Here is a 19876-nt window from a genome sequence, read left to right as displayed (position 1 = left end):
TCTTCGCCGCGGTAGCGTGCGGCCATCCCGAAGGGCCAGCTCGAACGCGAGGATTCTTATGGTCCGGCAACTTTTAAGCCCCTCAAGGTCGTCCGAAAACCAGTGCCACCTATTCGCGGCACATGAGCCAGATCCTCCCGCTTTCCCTCCAGCGACGGATTGGGACGGTCGGAAACCAGACCCCCTTGACTTTGCCTGAGGCCGCAGCCCTCAACTCAGCCCGTATGAACGGGAGTAGACGTGATCGGGAGCCGCGTCGGCGGGTGTTTCAGCAGAGGAATCGAGACGGGGCCGAAGCCGAGGAGTCGCACCAGACACGGTGCAGCCAGGCGGCTTCCGGCGAAGACGGGTGCGCCCCCCAACGTGCGAGCGGACTGCTGCAGCAGCGGACCGTAAACAGCTCTGGAGGGAGGCCGTCGTCAGGGGGCAAGATCACCGGCCATCTCGGCAACGTCAGCAGCCCGGCGTGCAGGAACGCGGCGACGCGCAAAGCAGCACCCGGCGGCTTGCACCCGGCGCCGCCGACCCCCGTCCCGCAGCACGGCGCGGCAGTTGTTGACCTGCTCCTCGACATCGTCGCGCACAGCTCGCCCACGCAGTCGGGCACGTATCACCGAGGGTGCTACGCCCCTGCAGCACGTGGTGACAGGCAGCCAGAAGTCTGGGCGCCTGCGCCATGATTCCCTTACGGCAGGCTGAAGCCGGCCTGCCTGCACGGCTGTCTCGCCTCTCGTGGGCTCCGCAGCGGCACAACGGGGCGGGGCGATCGACCGAAGCGCACTGCGGGTCCACCTGCGCGTGGAGGGCGGTGACCTACGGCAGCGTCGCGAGGGGCCGCTACCCCAGCACCCCGCGACGGCGTGCCGGGCCGCAGCGCCCCGCAGCCACGCCCCCCAAGGAGGCGGACATCTCCAGTCGGCTCCGAGGGGAACGCGTGCCCGAACGCAGGTCGAGCGCACGGCCGCTGGCGCGCCACCATGCCGACGCCCCGACGCCCCGACGCAGGGAAGCATCGCTCGGAGGACAGGTGGGGAACACCCGGGAATGATCCGCGTCGGCACGCTGGTCGGCACGGCGGCATGTGCACCGGTTGCAGCCTCTCCCCCGCTGTCTGATCACGGATCCGTCAAGATCGACAGGGGCAGCCGGGAGGGGAGCACTGACTGACGGTCGACACAACCCTGCCTTGCCGACTCAACCGCGGCTCGCCGCGATGTCCGCCGCCCGAAATCCGGCCGCGGTGGCATCGAGAGCGGCCTCGATGTCGTCACGGGTCATCGCTGCACTGATGTACCAGTGGTGGTTGGGGTGGAACAAGATCCCGCAACGTGTGGTTTCGGTGAAGAAGGCATCCTGAATCCGTTGCCGCGTAGCGTCATCGGTGTACCGAAAGCGCATGAAGGGCATCTGCGGAACACCCAACACATGCGCGTCGAGCCCGGATCGCAGAATCTGCTCGGCCAGGCCATGCTGCAAAGCCGCCCCTAATTCCTCGATATGTTTCAGAGCGCTGGAGTCACGGAGTTGGGTGATCGTCGCGACGGCGGCGGCCATCTCTGCTCCGTTTACGTGGAAGGTCGACCCGATGTGCACTTCGCCCACGGCCCGCATGACCTCCTCACGACCCACTACTGCCGAGATGGGGTAGCCGTTAGCAATTGCTTTGCTGAAGGTCACGATGTCCGCCCGCACCTCGTACCGCTCCTGCGCACCGCCCAGCGCGACCCGGAAACCGGAGCGCATCTCGTCGAGCACGAAGAGGGCGCCGTGTTGCCGAGCCATCTCGGCGGCCGCGGCCAAAAAGCCGTCGTCGGGGGGTTCCTCCTCGAACGGCATCATCAGCAGGCAGGCCACCTCGCCGGGATATCGGCGGAACTCCTGCTCCAGACTGGTCAGGTCGTTGTACTTGAACGTGCTGACCGCGCGTTGGGCGGACTGGGGCACACCCGCCGGTCGGTTGGCACACCAGTCATGCCAGCCGTTGTACCCCCACCGAATCACCCGCTCGCGTCCGGTGTGCGCCCGGCTCAACCGCACCGCCGCGCTCGTCGCGTCCGAACCGCTCTTGAGCAGGAACACCCGATCGGCGTGCGGAACCACCGAAATGAGCAATTCGGCGAGTTCCACCTGGGTCTTTTTCCGCAGAGTGATGGCGAACCCGTCCCGGATCTCGCGGATGACCGCCTCGGACACCACCGGATCGGCGTGACCGAGGATGATCGTGCCGTAGGCCAGAATGAAATCCGTATATCGGTTCCCGTCAACATCCCATACGTACGCCCCAGATGCCCGCTCTCCGTACAGCGGGTATTCGCCGTCCACCAGACGATCGCGTTCCAGCACATAACCGGAATAGGCCTGGGTCGCGTCGACGCGCGCCGCCCTCTCCAGCAGCCGTCGGGATTCGTTCAGGTCCAGGGGCAGGTTCCGCTTGACCATCGTGGCTCCTCCGGGAGAAATTGTGCGGACTGACATCTCCTCGTTCTTGTGGAGAGCGTGAGGGGTTGCCGCCTGACGCCGCACCCGCATAACGTGTACCCGCCATTCTTGGCGTGAACCTGCCATACCTGTTGGCGGGGACTTTCGGCAAACCTACGCTCGGCTCCATCGGCGTTATCCACGCAGATCTCCGCAGCTGTGCAGGCGCCGGGCCAACTTGGGCTCGACCAGAACCGGGCCAGGATGGAGCTGACAATGACCGCTGCCCATCCGCACCGAACCGGCAACAGGGACCCAGGGATCATCGCGGTACTCGGCGCCTTCGTTCTCAACGGCGCGCTGCTTGGCACATGGGCCCCCCGAGTACCGGCGCTGGCCGAACAGATTGGCGCGGACGAAGGCGCACTCGGGCTGTCCCTACTCGGCGCCAGCGTAGGCATGATCGCCGCTTCGATGCTCGCCGGGCGGCTGTGCGCGGCGTTCGGTGCTCGCATCGTGATGACGGTCTCCGGCGTTGCCGGGTCAGCGATGCTTCCGGCGCTGACCTTGGCGAGGTCGCCCGCGACACTCGGCCTTCTGCTGATCGTGCTCGGCGGAATGGTCGGTGCGATGGACGTGGCGATGAACGTGTCCGGCGTCACCGCGACCCGGCGGACGGGCCGGGCAATCATGCCGCTGTTCCACGCAGCCTTCAGTTTCGGCACACTGGCCGGTTCGGTCGGCGCGGCGGCCGCGGCGGCTCAAAGCCTGGAACCGAGCCGTCATTTCGTCATCGTCGCGGTGATCTGCGGCGCCGTCACCGTCGGCATCGCCCGCTGGATCCCTGTCGAGGAACGACTGAAGGTGCCCGCACAGAGCGGGCATGGCGGGCGGGCCCCGTTCAAGCGACCGGCACTGTGGCTGCTCGGCGGCGTGGCACTGTGCGCCTCGATAGCCGAAGGTGCGACCGCCGACTGGTCGGCACTGTTCGGTGTGCAGGAGCGCGGTCTCAGCGAGGCCTCCGGCGCACTGATCTACGCATGCTTCTCGATCACCATGGCCTGCACGCGCTTGTGCGGGGAGACCATTCAACGTCGGTGGGGTGCACCGAGGATGCTCATCGGGGGCGCGGCGATCGGTGGGTTGGGGCTGTCCACCGCGGTCGTGGCGCCGTCGCCGGCGTTCACCTTCGCGGGCTTCGCCGTCGCTGGTATCGGTTTGGCGTACGCGTCACCCGTCGTCATGGAGTTGAGCGCCGCGGCCGGACGGCGGGCCGATGGGGGCGGAGGAGAACGCGAGGTAGCGTTTGCCACCACCGTCGCCTATAGCGGATTTTTGCTCGGTCCACCCATGGTGGGCGGGGCCGCCCACTTGACCAGCCTGCCGGTCGCGCTAGGCGCTGTCGCGGTGCTTGTGTTGTTGATCGCCCCACTGACTCTGGCCGCCCGCGCCTTCCGGCGCAGGGAGTTGTCATCGGCCGAAGAACCTGGGACCGAGGGCAGCCCAGCTCGTTCGACGACGTAGCCCAGCGGGTGCAGGGCGCAGCCATGTGGACCCGGCGGGAAAGCTGCGCCAGAGGCACCACAGGTCATCCAGCGACCATCGGCAAACGCTGAATTCGTGCAGGTACTGTGCTCGCCGTAGGTGGACTCCTCCCCCGCATGTCGCTCCGTGCCCACGTCGATGTTCGGGCAGCAGCGTCAGTTCCACCAGCGTTCTCACCGCCCCACCCCCACGGCCTTCGTCGTGATCACGTGCACCTCGGTCGGAGCACATGATCAGACAAAGGCCGCCCCCACGTCCGGCGAATCCCCATGCGAGCTACGAAACGCCGTTCAAGGCTGGAATGACCTCTCAGCGCGATTACGCGTACTCGTCGAAGGTTGGGATTACGCCTGGCGGCGTCGGTAGTACGCATACGTGAGGAGCAGAAGCAGTGGACCCCACAGGTTCATCAGACCGCTCGTCATCATGGCGAGGACATCCCAGCCGTCGCCGTACGGCCAGGCTGCTGCCCCGACGGTAACGGCCTGGTGCAGCCAGTGGATGCCGAGCGCGGTGAAGAAGAGGCCGCCCAAGGTTGCGGGGACGATCGCGGCGACCGGCGGGATACGTCGCCCGCCCAGCCTTGGCACCCAGTGCGGAACGACCTCACCCCAGCGGCGGACCAACCCGAAACTGAGCAGTGCGAGGGCCTCGGTGAGGACCGTCAGCCCGATGACGTAGGGGGCGTTGAACCAGGCAAGGGGCATGGTCTCCCCGCCCATGCCGTACCCGAAGCCGATCGGCAGTCGCCAGATGCCGACGGGCAGTACAACCAGCGGGATGGCGTGCGCGACGCGCTCTGCCCAGGCGGGCACGCTGTGCTGTGCAAGGCCCGTCGCTTCGGAGTCCAGGTGGGAATGTCTTCTCGCCGTCATGCATTCACCCTGCCGGGACGCATAACCTTACGGATCACCTCGGAGGTTGAACTCGCTCCGCCCCGCGGCGTACAAAGCGTCAGCCTCCGAGATGACAAGGGCCGGGGTTCCGCAATCGGGGCCACGACAAACCGGGTACCGGGCAGTCAAAGGGTGTACGCATATCGGCGCCGCAGTAGCCGAGTTGGCGGGGCGGGGCGACCCTAGATCCAAGGCTTTGCGCGAGCGTTGAGCTGGGTTGGTCGCCGGGGTTGTGGTCTGGTCGATGTCGTGGTGATGGGCGAAGGACTGTCACATCGCCCGCTGCGGACGCTGATACGCCAGACATCCGGCCCGCAACACCCCAGCCACACACCGCAGATGCGCACCTGCCAGCCGGTGCAACGCGCTTGAGGGCGCTCTCGGTCCCGGCGCGCTACGTGGCCGCCTTGGACGCGTCAGGTCTGGGGTGTCCAGTCAGCGACCAGGTTCAGGAGGCCGGGGAAGCGGGCGTTGAGGTCGTCGATGCGGACCTGGCTTCGGCGCTCCAGGCCGTATTGGCGCTGCCGGGTGATTCCGGCCTCGCGTAGTGCTTTGAAGTGGTGGGTCAGCGAGGACTTGGGGCGGTCGAAGCCGAACCAACCGCAGGTGTGGTCGAACGCTTCGGACTTGAGGAGCAGTCTGCGGACGATCGTCAGGCGCAGAGGGTCGCTGAGGGCGCCGAGGACGGTTTCCAGACGGAGTTCTTGCGTGGTCGGTTCGGGGAGGGGTTCGGGCAGGTCGGGCGGTTCAGGAAGCACCTTGAAGGTGTGCGCGGCGCTCGGGTGTGGGGGCATGGCTGGACCTCATCACGTGATCTTCTCTGTACGACTCCAATCGTACTGCATGCTAAGTTCGACTCGACTCGTACTGCCGGTGTTCCGGCAGGAATGACCGGGAGGAACTGTCATGTCCGAGACTCGGACCGCGCCCGTCCACGCCGTTGACGCAAGGGCGCCTGAGGCCGGCGAGCAGGCCGACGGGGGGCCTGTCGCGCCGCTGTGGTGGGTCTGGTTGGCGGCCTGGCCGGTCACGGCCGTCTTCGTGCTCTCCAATGCGGCGACCCCGCTGTACGTGCTGTGGCAGCGGGACATCGGGTTCTCCAAAGGCACATTGACCGTGGTGTTCGCCTTCTACATCGTCGGGCTCATCGGCTCGCTGCTCGTGTGCGGCGTGGTGTCCGACCGCATCGGCCGCAAGCCGGTCCTTGTGCCCGCGCTCACCCTCGCCCTGGCCGCCTGCCTGATCTTCGCCACCGCCGGCAGTGTGATGGCACTGATCGTGGCCCGGCTGTTCACGGGGATCGCGGTCGGTGCTGTCGTCTCCGCGGGTATGGCCGCGGTCACCGATGTCGCCGGGCCCGCACGCAAACCGGTCGCCGCCCTGCTCGCCTCCTGCGCGATGGTCTTCGGGGCCGGTCTCGGCCCGCTGCTCGCCGGCGTGCTCTCCGAGGTGGCGCCCGCACCAACCGCGACCGTGTTCGCCGTGGAGGTCGTGCTCCTGGCCACCGCCCTGCTCGTGGCTCTCAAGATGCCGGTGCACCGCCCCAAGGCGCGGGCCACGGGCGTCTGGCTGCGCGTGCCCGGCGTGCCGGTCGGTAACGGGCGCCAGCTCACGCTGGGCATCGCCGTCTTCGCCCCCGGCATCACCGCTACCTCGTTCGTACTCTCCCTGGGCCCCTCGCTTTTGTCGGGGCTGCTGGGCACCACCAGCCGGATCGTCGCGGGCGCCATGGCGTTTGTGATGTTCCTGGCCGCCACCGGCGTGCAGTTCGCCGTGCAGCGCCACAGCCGCCGCACCATCCTCACGACCGGCGCGGTCAGCACCACGCTGAGCATGATCACCTTGATCGTTGCCGCGCACACTTCGACCGTGGCCGTCCTGATCCTGTCCGCGCTGCTGGCCGGCGCCGGCCAGGGAATGGGCCAACTCGCCGGCCTGTCCCTGCTCAACTCCACCGTGCCACCCCAGCGCCTGGCCGAAGCCAACGCCGCACTCAACGTGGGCGGCTACCTCCTCGCCGGCCTCCTGCCCGTCTCGGCCGGCTACCTCAGCGACACCGTGGGGCTGACCAACGGGGCCACGATCTTCGCCACCATCCTGATGAGTCTTGCGGTCATCGGCGTTCTGGTTGTGCGCGCCACCCGCCCTCAGCTGACCGACCCGGCCTGAAGGAGCAGCCGCAGGAAGAGCCCCGGCCAAATGCTACGCACGCGAGCTCAGTCGGCCTTGGGCGCAGCCCGTACCGGCATCCGCTTGTCACCCGGCGGCGGCATCTGGGGTGTGCGCGAGGACGAGGCGGTCGGGCTGAACACCGCTCCCCTGACGGAACTGGCCCGCCTCAACATCGCCTACGTGCACCTGGAGGCCACCACCGGCCAGGACACTCTCCTCCGCCTGCGCAAGGCCTGGCCGTGCACCCTGATCATCAACCCCACCATGCCCGGGCGCCCGAACCAGACCGGGATGGCAGAAGCCGACCACTGGCTGGGCGGGGGCACCGACCTGATCGCTTTCGGCCGCGACTTCCTCGCCAACCCCGACCTGGTCGAACGCCTGCGCACACGCCTGCCCCTCGCACCCACCGACGAGAACACCTTCTACCAGGGCGGCGACGCCGGCTACATCACCTACCCCACCTACAAGCACGCGGCCTGAAACTTGACCCCCTCACCCACCGCAGATGACCCACACGGCCTCGACGCGACACCCACGATGCGCTGCGCGAACTCTGCCTGAACCCTGCTGGGCCTGGCGGACCAGACAGACCAGGCGGGCCCGACAGACCCCGCAGGCTGACCGCCAATCCGCCGTCCCATCCGCCGCAAGCTATAGGCCATTGCTCGCGAGGGCTTACAACACGACGATGCGCTCGACCGCAGCCGCGACGAGCTCCTCCCGTTCGGCTGTGGAGAAGACCTCCGGCAGGGTGTGCTGTTCCACGATGAGCCAGTTGCAGGCCAGGTAGAGCAGGCGGACGGCGGTCGCGTCGCCGGGCAGGCCGGAGGCCAAGTGGTGGGCCACGTTGGCGTCGATGTCATCGCGGACCTTTTCGGTCAGCACCGCGCGCAGCTCGGGGCGACGGGTCGCTTCCAGCCGGAGTTCGAGCAGGGCCAGATAGCCGGCCCGGAACGCGCCGATACGGCTGATGAGTTCGCGCATCAGCATCACGTAGGTGTCCCGGTCCGGTGCGGCCGCCCGGTGCCGCGCAACCATCAGGTCATCCGGTTGGAGGCGCTCGTAGACGCGGGAGCCCGCTTGGGTGAGGAGTTCATCTCGGTTGGCGAAGTAATTGGACGCCGTCCCTGCCGGTACCGCGGCCTCGACGTCCACCGAACGGAACGTCAGGCCACGGGCGCCTTCCCTGGCCAAGACCTCGATGGCGGCATCTACGAGGGTCGCCCTGCGCTCGGCGTTCTTGCGCACCATTGACACCACTCCAACCGTAGTACTACGTTGCGACCACTACAGCCAGAGTACAACGAATGGAGTTCCATGCGGAAACTCGTCTACTACATCGGAGTTTCTCTCGATGGCTACATCGCGGGCCCCGAGGGGCAATTCGACTTCTATCCCGTGGGCGACGAACAGCAGGCCGGCGACTATGCCGCGTGGGTCAACGCGCGCTACCCGGAAACCGTGCCCACCGTCATGCGTGATTCTGCAGGCCTCGCGCACACCCCCAACCTCCGCTTCGACACGGTGCTGATGGGCCACGGCACCTATCACCCCGCGCTCAAGCACGGCATGAGCAGCCCATACGCACATCTGCGCCAGTACGTGGTGTCGAGCACGCTCGGCTCCATCCCTGATCCTGCTGTCACCCTGATCGACGGCGACCCGCGTGCACTGATCCACGACCTCAAGAACCAAGAGGGACAGGACATCTGGCTCTGCGGCGGGGGCCGCCTCGCCGCCTCACTACTTCCAGAGATCGATGAACTGATCATCAAGAGCTACCCCGTCGTGGCGGGATCCGGCATCGCGCTCTTCAACGGAGACTTCAACCCCACCCCCTTCACAGTGACCGACCGCAAATCATTCGCGAACGACGTCACCATGACGTGGTTCACCCGGCGCTGACCCCTCCCGCGCCACCCCATGGTCCACCGCCGACGGGCACGAACCGGTCCCCGGACACGAAAACCTCCTGGACCCTCCCAAACACTCTGCGCGAGCCCCGCGCTACTCACCCCTTGCACACAACCACGCCAACTCAGCGTCTCTTACGGGCCCTTGCAACCAGCAGTACGACCACCGGGCCCACCACAAGTCCGATTACCGCACCGATCAGAGCGACAGAAAGCACGCTCATCTTCAGGCCTCCACTCCATCTCCCTGGCCTGGTGCCCGCGGGTGAGTTATCCGCGACACGGCAGGCCATCTCGTGCAGACGGTGCCAGTACTGCGGATCGTCCCCGTCACCCAGGACAGGAATGACCCGCTCCAGACGAGCGAGGCAGCGCAACAGACCGCTACGGCCCCGCGCTTCGAGCTCGCCGCCGTTCTCGATCCACAGGAAAACCCAGCCCGCAGTGTCCGAGTCCAGCATCACCAGATCGCAGCCCGCCCGTTCCGCTCCGGCCAACCGGGAAGGAAACGGCAACGTCATGAACTCCTGATACAGGAGCGATACAGCCTGCACCACTGATTCTCTGCTCACACCCGCCATCATCGCGCAGCCCTCCCCACGCAGGGAGTAGCCCTACATCCGCGGCGACGACCAGGGGGCACGCAAGGCGGGCGACGGCTCGACCAAAGTTTCCGGCGCGGGCGAGCAGGCCTTCACCGAGGACCGCTCCGTATCCGCCTCCCACGACGGGGTCGGACACTGGGCCACAGCCGAACTGACCGTTGTTCTCGGCAAGGACGTCCTCCACATCGAATACGTGGCCCAGCCCAGCACCCCCCAGCGCCCGCGAGGTCGCCATAGCCCTGTCGGCAACCATGCTGGAGGAACTGTGAGCACCCGCACCCGCACGGCCCTGCTCACTGCACTGTCGATCGTGCTGATCGTCCCAGCCAGCGGCGCGGTGAGCATCTGGTTCCACCGTGACCGGGAATCCGACCGCCGCGCCCGCCTCGACCAGCGGCGCCCCTCCCCCGCAACCCTCCTCCCCAACCCATTCATCACCAGCCCACCGCAGTGAGGCCCGGCCCGTCTCACTACGGACCGTGGTCGGGCCGACCACGGCCTTTGTGTCCCCATCGTGACCATGGTTGGGGCTTCGGGGTCGGTGGTCTGGTCGGAGCAGGGAGTTTTCCTCGATGTTGAGCAACAGCCCGTTTGCTCCCGATGAGGGGCACGCACCCCGTGGTGACGACCATCTCACCAACCAGGAGCCCGCCCTGAACCGCTGACGCAGGCCTGCCCCGCTTCATAAACGGGCCCGGGGGGGCCGTCCCGGCGCGGGAGGCCGAGTATGGCAGGGCGGCGAATCAACGAGGCACCCATGCTGATGAGTTGAGAATCCGAATCTCTCTCAACAGTGCGGGTGCCTCGTGTGTTGCGCCCTCGCTGCCGTGACCCCATCGGTAGACCAGAGCGTTCGGCCCACTGCCAGCCGCGCCCCCTGGCCGGAAGGCATTATCCAGCGGGTTCGATGCGAAGGGCGGCGGAGGCGTCGAGCACCTCGGCAACCTTCAGCTTCATCGCGTCGTTGATGATGGCGGCGGGGCCCTCACTGCAGCTGAGCCTGACGCCGCCGCCACCCTGCGAGGACACGCCGCCGCCTCCGGAACAGCCAGAGACGCTGTAGCCCGTTCCCGTCAGGGGCGCGGTCATCTCGACTTTGCCTCCGGTGATCGCCACCACCTTGATGGGTCCGAGTCCGTACTTGGGCGGCACGGTCACGGTGTCGCCCACAGAAACCTTGATCTCACACGTGCCGTCAGCACAGGGGCCAGTGGGTGAAGGTGCCGGTCGGGACGGCTTCGCGGAGCTTGCCCTGGCGGTGGACTCGCTGGGCCGTGCCTTGTCGGAAGACCCGTCCGCAGAGGGCGAGGAACACGACGTGAGAGCAGAGAACATGAGCGCGACGGCAACGGCGAGCAACGGAGGATGGCTTTTGCGCATGACGGGCATCGAAGCCTCTCGAGCGAAGGGCGCCTGTGATTTTGGCTCTGCTTCTCCGCCCGCGCCTCTGACGCTTGACGAACAAGCTGCTTCAGACCAAAGCGGTCTCACCCCGGTCCGCGAGCGGGGCGGTAAGCGGAAGATACGGTTCCGGAAAGCGCGTACGAGCAAATCGTTGACCTCAAGACCTATCTGCGATGTCGGTCGCCTCGCCGTCGAGGCTATCCAGGTCATCGAGGTCATCCAGGTCGGCCGGGTAGAGGTCTGGGTTGAACCATGCACGGGCGGAGCTGGGCACGCCGAGCAGCAACAGGCCAGGCAGTACGCCGAAGAACAGAATTGCCACGACCCGGGCTCCGCGGTTGCCCTGCCACAGCCCGAGGGCTGTGGCGCCCGGCAGCAGGCCGACGAGGGCGAGCAAGGAGGCGGCCGGCTCGCCACTGGCGATCGCGAGCCCGATTCCGAACGCGACGAAAAGGACGGCCAAGAGGCCGACATAGACGATCACGACGAGGACCGGGGCCGGAAGGACACGTTTCCCACCGGGAGCACCAGTTGCGTCAGAGGACGGCATGGTGAGCAATATGGGGGTCCCCCCTATCCCGGTCCAGGGCCTCGCGGTCTTCTTCACCCGATCTGCACCGCGGGTACTCCCCCGCCTGTGCAACAGCGTTCGGCTGGGAACCCTGGAACTCACAGCCGAGCCGCTGCTTGCACTGCTCGCGGCTTGATCAACTCACCGCGTGTTGCAACCGTCCCTCGAATCCACCTGCCCAATAGTCCGCCCTCCCCGCGCAACGTCAGCAGGCTCCCGTCGGCAGCAGCACACGGCGGGCCCGCCACCGTGACGGTGGGTCGGTCAGCTGCGGAAGGGACCTGTGACTTCGTAGGTGATGCCGCCGGACGAGCTGCCGCTCGTACCGCGCTGGCTGGAAAAGTACAGGCGCTTGCCGTCCGGCGAGAAGGCCGGGCCGCAGATCTCCGATGAGGACTGGCCGTTGATCCGCAGGAACGTCGCGACCACGTCGTCCGGTGTGATGATGCAGATCTCCATGTTCCCGCCGTCCTCCGCGACGTACAGGTCGCCGGAGGACGAGCCGGTGACGTTGTCGACGCCGGTCAGCGGGGCTGCGCCACCGACGACCAGGGAGTCGTCGTAGGCCAGCTCATAGGTGCCGGCTGCCACGTCGAGCTGCCAGACGCGGCCATCGCCCTTGGTGGTGAACCAGACGGTGTCGTTGGCGTAGTGGCAGCCCTCTCCGCCGTTGAACAGCTTGGCGCCGGAGACCTGGTCCCGGGTGGGGGTGGGCGAGCCGTCCGGGTCGGGCACGGTCGCCCAGGTGAAGCTGCCGGAGGTGGCCGTTCCGGCCTTGAGGACTTGGAGCGTACCCGCCGACAGGTTGCCCCATGTGGACGGAACGAACCGGTAGAAGCAGCCGTCCGACGCGTCCTCCGTCAGGTAGATCACCTTGCGGACCGGGTCGGCGGCCGCTGCCTCGTGGTTGAAGCGGCCCATGGCATCGCGGCGTACGGCCGCCTTCACGCCCCACGGGTCGGTCTCGTAGACGTAGCCGGTGCTGATCTCCTCGCAGGACAGCCAGGTGTTCCAGGGGGTCGCCCCGCCGGCGCAGTTGCGGTTGGTGTTGGACAGGATCCGGTACGAGGCGGTGATGGAGCCTGTCGAGTTGAACCTGATCGCGCCCGCGCCGCCGGTGGCGGAGATCTCCGAGTTGGAGACGTAGATCCAGCCCGTGCCGTCGGCGAAACAGGCCCCGCCGTCGGGGGCGTTGTGCCAGGTGTAAGTGGTGGAGCCGACCTTCTGGCCGGACCGGGCGATCCCCCGGCTGGTGAAGCCGCTGGGCAGCTGGATGCCGTTGGAGTCTGCCGCGCCGAGCGCGCCGTAGGGGCCGGGGCCCTTCTGTGCCGGCGCCGCGTAGGCCGCGCCCTGCATGAGCGTGTATCCGAATGCCGCTGCCGTGCCGCCGACGACTGCTCCACGCAGGAAACTACGACGTTCCACTTGATCACTCCAGGGTTCGTGACCGTCCCTGCCGCACCGGTCGGGCGGCGGGGTTGCGAGGGGTGCTTGCGGAACCTAGAAGTCGCGGATTGACGGGGCGTCAACAACCGGTGAAGTGCGGGCGTCTGCTGTCGGCCTGTTGCACCGCGCCCTTTGCCAGAGCCTGCCGCCTCGCCGGTGGGCGACGACCGGCCTGATCGACCTTACCGGCGGCGCGGCTGCTTTCGGTGCCCCGCGGTTCCTCGACGTGGCCGCACGTACCCTCCCAGGCGACGGTGGGATCGCCGCCTACAGGGACGACGAACCCGTCTTGGACCCGGCCGACCCGGCTGGTTGCGCGCCCGGGAGGCGATCACGGACGCGTCCCGGCCACCGCAGCACCCGAGCGCGCCACGTGCCGGTCCAGGACGCGAGAGAGGTTTCCTCGTTGACCGCGATCTGTTCTGTGCAGTCGGCGGTGCGCGGCGAATTCAGGTCAGCCATACACCAATATTGGTCCAGACCTTGACAGGTCCAGACCATTTCGCTTGAGTCACCGGCACTCCCCTGGCGGCGTGGAGCCCGCCTCTAGCCCGCCCGAAAGGAGATGCCGCGTGATCAAACGTCTCATCAGTTTCGCAGCAGCGTTGGCTGCGCTCTGCGCGATGATCGTCCTTGGCCCGGCCGCCGCCACGGCGTCCGCCGCCGCGTGCGCAACCCCCTGGAACTCCTCCTCCGTCTACACGGGCGGCAACACCGCCTCGTACAACGGGCACAACTGGACCGCCAAGTGGTGGACCCAGAACGAAACGCCGGGCCGCAGCGACGTCTGGACGGACGCGGGCACCTGCGGCGGCGGCACCGACCCGGGCAACCCCGACCCGTCAGGATTCGTGGTCAGCCAAACGCAGTTCAACCAGATGTTCCCGAGCCGGAACTCGTTCTACACATACAAGGGCCTGACCGACGCACTCAAGGCGTACCCGGCCTTCGCCAACACCGGCAGCGAGACCATCAAGCGCCAGGAAGCAGCAGCGTTCCTCGCCAACGTCCACCACGAGACCGGCGGTCTGGTGCACATCGTCGAGCAGAACCAGGCCAATTACCCGCACTACTGCGACGCCAACCAGCCTTACGGCTGCCCCGCGGGACAGGCCGCGTACTACGGCCGCGGTCCGATCCAGCTCAGCTGGAACTTCAACTACAAGGCGGCGGGCGACGCGCTCGGCATTGATCTCCTGCGCAACCCCTACCTGGTGGAGCGTGACCCGGCGGTCGCCTGGAAGACCGGTCTTTGGTACTGGAACACGCAGTCAGGTCCGGGCACCATGACGCCGCACAACGCCATGGTCAACAGCCGCGGTTTCGGTGAGACCATCCGCGCCATCAACGGCAGCCTGGAGTGCAACGGCGGCAACCCCGGCCAGGTCCAGAGCCGGGTCGACCGCTACAAGCAGTTCACCCAGATCCTCGGCACCACGCCGGGCTCCAACCTGAGCTGCTGACCTTCCTCCCCCGCGCCCGGCGGTCGGGCGGCCCTGATCCCGTATCAGGTCCGCCCGGCTCTGTGCGTCGCGCCCTGCTCCGGTGGCAGCAGCCGAAAGGAACACCGAATGCCGGGCTCACTCGGCCGCGAACTCGGTGCCGGATGAGCCACCGGCCACCTCAACGCCGCAGGGGTCGCCCAGGTATTGACGCTCGGCGGCTCCCACGCCACGTCCGCGCCACCATGCCGCCCAACTTCCCCGAACTCGTCGCCAACTTCCCCGGTCTGCTGACACAGATCGCGGAGGAGTACATCGGGGCGCAACGCGGAGGCGTTCCAGTGCCATCACCATGCGGTCACCATGCGAAGCGACGCTCGAAGCCGGGTTGTGTCGGACCGACTCGGCTGGCCCCAGTTGCTCTTTCCAGCGTCGTGGTCGGCGGGTGACCAAACGTGAACGTTGGAGCATCCGGTTCACATCCGCGAGAAACCGGCCAATCATGGTAACTACCGGCATAGTGGCGTTATTTGCCTTCCGAGTGGACAGTGCGCACAGCTACGTTCAGCTCGCTCGGCCACCCGGCCGGGCCGACTCTCGATCGGCAGAAGAGGAGACCGGCGCATGTCCAAAGTCGACACGTCAGGCACCTGGACCGCCATCACCATCAACCCGCCCAACCTTGAGGGGCTGAACAGCGACAACGTCAAGTGGGGCGTCCCGGCAGGCGGGGGCAAGAGCGGATATCTCTTCGCAGGCGGCAGCGTCGAGGTGCTACTCGATGGCACGGAGTTCACGCTGGGAACGTTCACCCACCAGAACTTCCCCATCCAGGGGATGCCGCAGAACCAGTTCGAGGTCGACCTTGCCGCACGGGTCCTGTTCGAAGACCAGGTACCGCACGACTTCAGCTTCCGCTTCCAGCACAACGAGACGCCCAACGTCGGCCCGAGCCCGGAAGACATCGTCGACCTGCCCACCAGGGTGTCTCCGGAGACGGTGACCATCGACAACACCGAATACGCCGTGGTGATCACGGGGTTCAAACAAGGCGGCCAGATCGTCAACCGGTTCATCAGCCCGGAGAACGGTTCCAACAGCGCCGACCTCGTCGCCGTGCTCGCTCGCACCGGACAGCCGGACGTACACATCACCACCGTGTCCTTCAAGGGACAGGTCAAGCGCACCCAGGCCGACGAGTTCGTGGAGGTCGTCAACCGGGGCACCGCGCCCGCCGACATCTCGGGCTGGGTCCTCGGCGCCGACGACGCGGGGCAGAACTTCACCTTCCCGCCCGGCACCGTCCTCCTGCCCGGTCAACGCGTCCGCATCTACACCAACGAGATACACACCCAGTGGGGCGGCTACACCTACGCAAGCGGGCGGCCCATCTGGAACGATCGGGGTGACGCCGCCAAGCTGCGTGATACGGACGGCAACCTCGTGTCCGAGCACGCCTACGGCTCCGCCGCCACGCCGTAATCCGCCGACTCAGCCGACTCAGTGACCGTCGGCAGGAGGAAGCCGACGGTCACTGGGGGGCTGGGCAATACCGCGCGCGGGGCGGTTTGTGGGGTGCAGGGACGGGCGGTCAGATTCCCTACAGGGGGCTGGCCGTGGGCCGCGAGGCGTAACCGGAGTCGAGGAAGTGCTCGCGGTGGGCAGGCAACCGCCCGGCGTGCGACCGCGTCGCCGTCACTGTCGCACTCGACCGCATCCCGAAGGCGGGTTCGGCTCACGGTCCGCGCCAGAGGTTGGCGAAGGCCGCGTTCTCGATGGTCCGCCTCTGGCGTACGGCCTCCAGCTCCATCACCGCGTCGTGGACGGCGGCCAGCACGGTTGTCACCGCCTCGTCATCGAGGCCGGGATCATCGTCGGATCGTCCGGCGTCGATGCCCACGACCGAGGCGAGGGCGGCCAGGACGGGCTCCTTCTCGTTCCAGCGGTCGCTTGCACGACGGCGCGCGGGCGTATCGACCGGTTCTACGCGTTTCGAGCCGAAAGGCAGTCGGCCGCTCCGCTGCGGCTTCAGCTCCTCGTTCTCCTCCAAAGCGGCCTGGTACGCGGCCGCGAGGTCGCGGCCCCGGCGCCACAGCCAGTCCTCGATCCGCTCGTAGGGCGCCCGCCGAGTGAGACCTGCCGCGGCCTCGTTCATGAACCGATCGTCCAACGTCGGCTGTCCACTCGGCACGATGCACTCGCCGTCCACGGCGACCGCCCCCGCACCGATGAGATCGATCAGCTCGGCTCCCGCCAGTACGAGGGACAGGTCGCCCTGTCCCACGGAATGCTTCAGATCCATGACGATGATGAACAGGTCTTTCGCCGTGGTCATCAACGGCTCCCCTCGAAGACATCGGCAAAGGCGCCTCCCCTCCAACGGTCCCGCGTCCCAGGCGGGCCCGGCGGCGGGGCGACTGTCACGATCAGTATCGCCCGCCCGCGCGACCGAAGCCTTTCGCAAGGCGGCGGGAGCTTCTGCCGACGACGTCCACACCGCAGATCTTCGCTGCCCTGCACCCCGATCCGCTACGTCTGCCTGCCTGTCGAGCGGCTGCGAACGGTCAACGAGAACAGGAACATCCGAAGCGTGGCGTCTGCGCACGAGTCCCGCCGCATGGAGGGAGGAGACTATTGAAGCGTCTGGAGGGCCATCCAGCTTCTGCTGCCAGATCTAGTGGCTCATCTCAGAACGTTGAACGGCCGTGGACGCGGCGTTCGGCGAGGTCTGTCCGTGTCCGGAGCTACTCAGTTCGGCAGCCTTGCCCCATAGATCCAGTCGTGGCCGTCGTATCCGGCTTCGTCGAGGTGCTCTGCTCGGGTCAGGCCAGCGCGCACTGCCACGCGTTGCGAGGCGATGTTGGCCGGCCGGACGCGGGCGATCAGTGGGAGGTCGGGAACTTGGCGGGATGTCCAGGTAGTCACCTTCGCGGCGGCCTCGCTCGCGAAGCCCTGACCCCAGGCCGAGGTGGCGAAGCGGTAGAAGAGGTTGAGGACTTTCATGCCGTGCAGTTCCATGGGCTTGATCCCGCAGAATCCCAGTTGCAGGGCGGAGCCGTCGCGCCGGACGACCCAGTACCCGTATCCGCATCGCTGCCACTGGTCGTTCCAGCGGCGGTACAGTTCCCTGGCCTCGTCGAGCCGGGTGAGAGCGTCGGAGGGGTTGTGCAGGCAGGTTTCGGGATCACGGTGAATCGCGAAGATCGCGTCGATGTCGGCTTCAGTCGGACGCCGCAGCGACAGTCGGGCGGTCTGAAGTTGTTCGTCTGCCGGGCTCAGGTCACTCATGTGAAGATCGTAGAAGTGCGTCAGGTGGCCCTGGCAAGGTAGTCGGTCCAGGTGCGGACCGGTGAGTCCGGCGCGGAGTTCGTCTTCGGCTTGGCTCGGGCGTTGCGCCAGCGGACGTATGAGGCGATGCCGGCGTTCTGCTCGTCGTGGCTGCGGTGGTCGGTGCCGTTGAAGGCGAAGTAGCGCAGGGCCGCGAACTCCGATTCGATCCAGTTCAGCCAGGAGCCGTAGGTGGGCAGGAAGACCAGCTCGACGTCTTTGTCGGCCGCCCAGGCACGGACCTTGACGTGCTTGTGCGGGGAGAAGTTGTCCAGCACCACATACAGATTCTCCCCGGGCCTCCGGGTGCGCAGGGCCTTGAGGAGACCGAGGAACTCGCGCCACCGCTTGCGCGGACGGATGCGGTAGTACAGCTTGCCGGTGGCCAGATCGAGGGCGGCGAGCATGTGCCGCACGCCGCCCTAGCGGTTGTAGGTAGCCCGCAGCCTGCCCGGACGCCGCACCGGCCCCCATGCCTTGCCCTTGCGGGGCATCAGGTTCAGCGGCCCAAACTCGTCGACACATATCACCCGCCCGTCGGCCGGCAGGGTGTCGTACAGCGCCAGGACCCGCTGCATCTTGGCGATGGACTCTGGGTTGGTGGACGCCTTCCACGTAGTGGTCGTCCTCCAGGAGACCTTTCCGGGCCGCAAGATCCGGCGCAGGGTCTCCCGGCTGATGGCCGGGATCACTTTCTGCTTGACCAACTGCTCAGCGAGCTTTGCTCAGGCTCCAGGTGGAGGACGCGGTGATCTTCCAGTCGGCGGGGGACGTTCGGGCGATGAGGCAGATGTGCTCACGCACCTCTTCACTGATCATCCTGGGGCGTCCCCCGCTCCATTTTGGGCCCAGCGCGTCGAACCCCGCTCGTTGAAGGCGTGGATGACATCGCGGACGTAGTCCTCCCCGACCTGCATCAGTGCGGTGATGTCCTTGACCGTCTGGCCCTGGGCGGACATCAGCACCACGACCGTCCGGCGGAGTCTGACCGGGCCCTTCGCACTCCGGCTTATCCGCTGCAGCTTCCGGCCCTCGTCCATCGTGACCGGCCGGACGAACACACTCGGTCGACGTCCCACGACCACCTCCAAGATCAGGTCTTGGAGACAGTCTGCTGATCGACGAGCAGCAGGTCGATTACCCGGCCGACGATGCGTGACGTGCCACTAGAAGGCCGCAACGGCCGCCCTTCGCCCGCCACTTGCCGAAGGATCACTCGGATGGAGGGTCGTCGCACCGGAGCGTGCCCTCCCTCAAGGCGTCGGACTTCCTCGCCGCTTCGTGAACACTTCCTGTTTCCAGTGAGCGCCCGCCGTTGCGCGCGGGTCCCTACTTCTTGTCGTAGGTGAGGAAGATCGTGCCGCTGTCCATGACCTTGCTGTCGGTCAGGGTGAAGAACGTCGGATCGAAGGGCCGTTGGTGCCCGAACAGGGGTACCCCCGAGCCGATCGCCATCGGTGCCAGCTTGACGATGAGCTGGTCGATCTCCGCGAAGAGCACCCCGGCCAGCTCGCCGCCGCCGCACAGCCAGATGTCCTTGCCGTCCCCCTCTTTGAGCTCACGCACCCTGGCCACAGGATCGCCACCGACGAGCTCGACGCCCGGGTCAGGGGACTCGGTGAGAGTGCGGGAGAAAACGAGGTGCCTCAAGTGCGGCCAGGCGTTGGCGATTCCGGCGTCCACGCCGTTCTGATACGTCCTGCGCCCCTCGATGACGGTGTCGAAGCGCGTGCCGTCGCCGCTGACCCCCATGGCGTCGCGCGCCGGGCCCGGCAGCGTCTCGGGGTACTGGGCGATGAGGTGCTCGACGTAGTCCTGCCCGATCGGCCAGAAGGCGCTGGGCCCCGAGGAGGGGTCGGAACCGTCGGGGGCCGCAATGTATCCGTCGAGGCTGACAGCGATGAAGTAGATGAGCTTTCGCATGGTGGTCTCCTCGTGGTCAGATCCAGGCCCGCGGTCGGCTGCGACGCGGTGTTCTTCGGTGAAATGCGCAATGGCGTCTGTCATTTGGCCTTTCAGCGGCGGGAACCCGGCTTGGGGAGCGGGCGGGGGCGGGGCAGCGAGCGAGGCTTGGTCGGCACCGGGAACCGGGCGCTCTGCTGGGGCTTCAGCTGGTTTCGCATCTCGCTCCTTG

General features: G+C 67.1%; 21 protein-coding genes and 1 pseudogene. 7 read left to right on the top strand and 15 right to left on the bottom strand.

The window, feature by feature from the left end; translation table 11 throughout:
• Positions 1-1194: 1194 nt before the first annotated feature.
• Positions 1195-2439, bottom strand: coding sequence for an aspartate aminotransferase family protein (locus tag ACZ5U5_RS17125; RefSeq protein ID WP_469022010.1), 1245 nt, complete (start codon positions 2437-2439; stop codon positions 1195-1197).
• A gap of 255 nt (positions 2440-2694) precedes the next feature.
• On the opposite strand from ACZ5U5_RS17125, the gene ACZ5U5_RS17120 reads away from it, so the two are divergent.
• Positions 2695-3942, top strand: coding sequence for an MFS transporter (locus ACZ5U5_RS17120; protein WP_469022008.1), 1248 nt, complete (start codon positions 2695-2697; stop codon positions 3940-3942).
• A 365-nt stretch (positions 3943-4307) separates the two neighbouring features.
• Here ACZ5U5_RS17120 and ACZ5U5_RS17115 read toward each other — a convergent pair whose 3' ends face one another.
• Entirely contained in the window at positions 4308-4838 is a 531-nt protein-coding gene (locus ACZ5U5_RS17115) for a hypothetical protein (RefSeq protein WP_469022006.1), read from the bottom strand.
• Positions 4839-5275: 437 nt separating this feature from the next.
• Complete coding sequence (locus ACZ5U5_RS17110) at positions 5276-5653, bottom strand: ArsR/SmtB family transcription factor (RefSeq protein WP_469022003.1); 378 nt, start codon at positions 5651-5653, stop codon at positions 5276-5278.
• Between the two features lie 112 nt (positions 5654-5765).
• On the opposite strand from ACZ5U5_RS17110, the gene ACZ5U5_RS17105 reads away from it, so the two are divergent.
• Positions 5766-7028: an MFS transporter gene (locus tag ACZ5U5_RS17105; protein WP_469022000.1), complete on the top strand. Its 1263-nt coding sequence runs from the start codon at positions 5766-5768 to the stop codon at positions 7026-7028.
• A gap of 54 nt (positions 7029-7082) precedes the next feature.
• Positions 7083-7514 (top strand): annotated as a pseudogene (locus ACZ5U5_RS17100) (alkene reductase); the annotation flags it as partial.
• A 195-nt stretch (positions 7515-7709) separates the two neighbouring features.
• Here the strand turns inward: ACZ5U5_RS17100 and ACZ5U5_RS17095 are convergent.
• The gene (locus tag ACZ5U5_RS17095) at positions 7710-8285 is read right to left on the bottom strand and encodes a TetR/AcrR family transcriptional regulator (RefSeq protein ID WP_469021997.1); all 576 of its coding nucleotides are present in this window, start codon (positions 8283-8285) and stop codon (positions 7710-7712) included.
• Positions 8286-8351: 66 nt separating this feature from the next.
• On the opposite strand from ACZ5U5_RS17095, the gene ACZ5U5_RS17090 reads away from it, so the two are divergent.
• Positions 8352-8939: a dihydrofolate reductase family protein gene (locus tag ACZ5U5_RS17090; RefSeq protein ID WP_469021994.1), complete on the top strand. Its 588-nt coding sequence runs from the start codon at positions 8352-8354 to the stop codon at positions 8937-8939.
• Between the two features lie 133 nt (positions 8940-9072).
• Here the strand turns inward: ACZ5U5_RS17090 and ACZ5U5_RS17085 are convergent, their stop codons facing one another.
• Positions 9073-9519 (bottom strand): hypothetical protein, encoded by a 447-nt coding sequence (locus ACZ5U5_RS17085; RefSeq protein ID WP_469021991.1) that lies wholly within the window; start codon positions 9517-9519, stop codon positions 9073-9075.
• A gap of 298 nt (positions 9520-9817) precedes the next feature.
• Between ACZ5U5_RS17085 and ACZ5U5_RS17080 the strand changes: the two genes are divergently transcribed.
• Complete coding sequence (locus ACZ5U5_RS17080) at positions 9818-10006, top strand: hypothetical protein (RefSeq protein ID WP_469021989.1); 189 nt, start codon at positions 9818-9820, stop codon at positions 10004-10006.
• Between the two features lie 437 nt (positions 10007-10443).
• Here ACZ5U5_RS17080 and ACZ5U5_RS17075 read toward each other — a convergent pair whose 3' ends face one another.
• From ACZ5U5_RS17075 to ACZ5U5_RS17060, 4 genes are all read right to left on the bottom strand, one after another.
• Positions 10444-10722 (bottom strand): hypothetical protein, encoded by a 279-nt coding sequence (locus tag ACZ5U5_RS17075; protein WP_469021986.1) that lies wholly within the window; start codon positions 10720-10722, stop codon positions 10444-10446.
• A gap of 391 nt (positions 10723-11113) precedes the next feature.
• Positions 11114-11440 (bottom strand): hypothetical protein, encoded by a 327-nt coding sequence (locus ACZ5U5_RS17070; protein ID WP_469021984.1) that lies wholly within the window; start codon positions 11438-11440, stop codon positions 11114-11116.
• 351 nt (positions 11441-11791) lie between these two features.
• Positions 11792-12952 (bottom strand): alkaline phosphatase PhoX, encoded by a 1161-nt coding sequence (locus ACZ5U5_RS17065; protein ID WP_469021982.1) that lies wholly within the window; start codon positions 12950-12952, stop codon positions 11792-11794.
• Between the two features lie 288 nt (positions 12953-13240).
• A complete protein-coding gene (locus ACZ5U5_RS17060; RefSeq protein ID WP_469021980.1) occupies positions 13241-13435 on the bottom strand; it encodes a hypothetical protein in 195 nt (64 codons plus the stop codon).
• Positions 13436-13596: 161 nt separating this feature from the next.
• Here ACZ5U5_RS17060 and ACZ5U5_RS17055 point away from each other — a divergent pair, with 161 nt between their 5' ends.
• Positions 13597-14436, top strand: a complete 840-nt coding sequence (locus ACZ5U5_RS17055) for a glycoside hydrolase family 19 protein (RefSeq protein WP_469022467.1) — start codon at positions 13597-13599, stop codon at positions 14434-14436.
• 603 nt (positions 14437-15039) lie between these two features.
• Positions 15040-15897, top strand: coding sequence for a choice-of-anchor K domain-containing protein (locus ACZ5U5_RS17050; RefSeq protein ID WP_469021978.1), 858 nt, complete (start codon positions 15040-15042; stop codon positions 15895-15897).
• A 253-nt stretch (positions 15898-16150) separates the two neighbouring features.
• Here ACZ5U5_RS17050 and ACZ5U5_RS17045 read toward each other — a convergent pair whose 3' ends face one another.
• The 6 genes from ACZ5U5_RS17045 to ACZ5U5_RS17020 all read right to left on the bottom strand — a co-directional run bounded on the left by ACZ5U5_RS17045 (position 16151) and on the right by ACZ5U5_RS17020 (position 19665).
• A complete protein-coding gene (locus ACZ5U5_RS17045) occupies positions 16151-16750 on the bottom strand; it encodes a GOLPH3/VPS74 family protein (protein WP_469021975.1) in 600 nt (199 codons plus the stop codon).
• Between the two features lie 413 nt (positions 16751-17163).
• Positions 17164-17703 (bottom strand): GNAT family N-acetyltransferase, encoded by a 540-nt coding sequence (locus tag ACZ5U5_RS17040; RefSeq protein WP_469021973.1) that lies wholly within the window; start codon positions 17701-17703, stop codon positions 17164-17166.
• A gap of 20 nt (positions 17704-17723) precedes the next feature.
• Entirely contained in the window at positions 17724-18149 is a 426-nt protein-coding gene (locus tag ACZ5U5_RS17035) for a transposase (RefSeq protein ID WP_469021970.1), read from the bottom strand.
• Between the two features lie 15 nt (positions 18150-18164).
• Positions 18165-18449 (bottom strand): hypothetical protein, encoded by a 285-nt coding sequence (locus ACZ5U5_RS17030; protein ID WP_469021968.1) that lies wholly within the window; start codon positions 18447-18449, stop codon positions 18165-18167.
• A gap of 108 nt (positions 18450-18557) precedes the next feature.
• A complete protein-coding gene (locus tag ACZ5U5_RS17025) occupies positions 18558-18821 on the bottom strand; it encodes a helix-turn-helix domain-containing protein (protein ID WP_469021966.1) in 264 nt (87 codons plus the stop codon).
• A gap of 250 nt (positions 18822-19071) precedes the next feature.
• Complete coding sequence (locus ACZ5U5_RS17020) at positions 19072-19665, bottom strand: dihydrofolate reductase family protein (RefSeq protein WP_469021964.1); 594 nt, start codon at positions 19663-19665, stop codon at positions 19072-19074.
• Positions 19666-19876: the final 211 nt, after the last annotated feature.

Source organism: Streptomyces sp. NPDC033177 (assembly GCF_055577715.1).
This window is presented reverse-complemented; position numbering and strand designations above follow the sequence as displayed.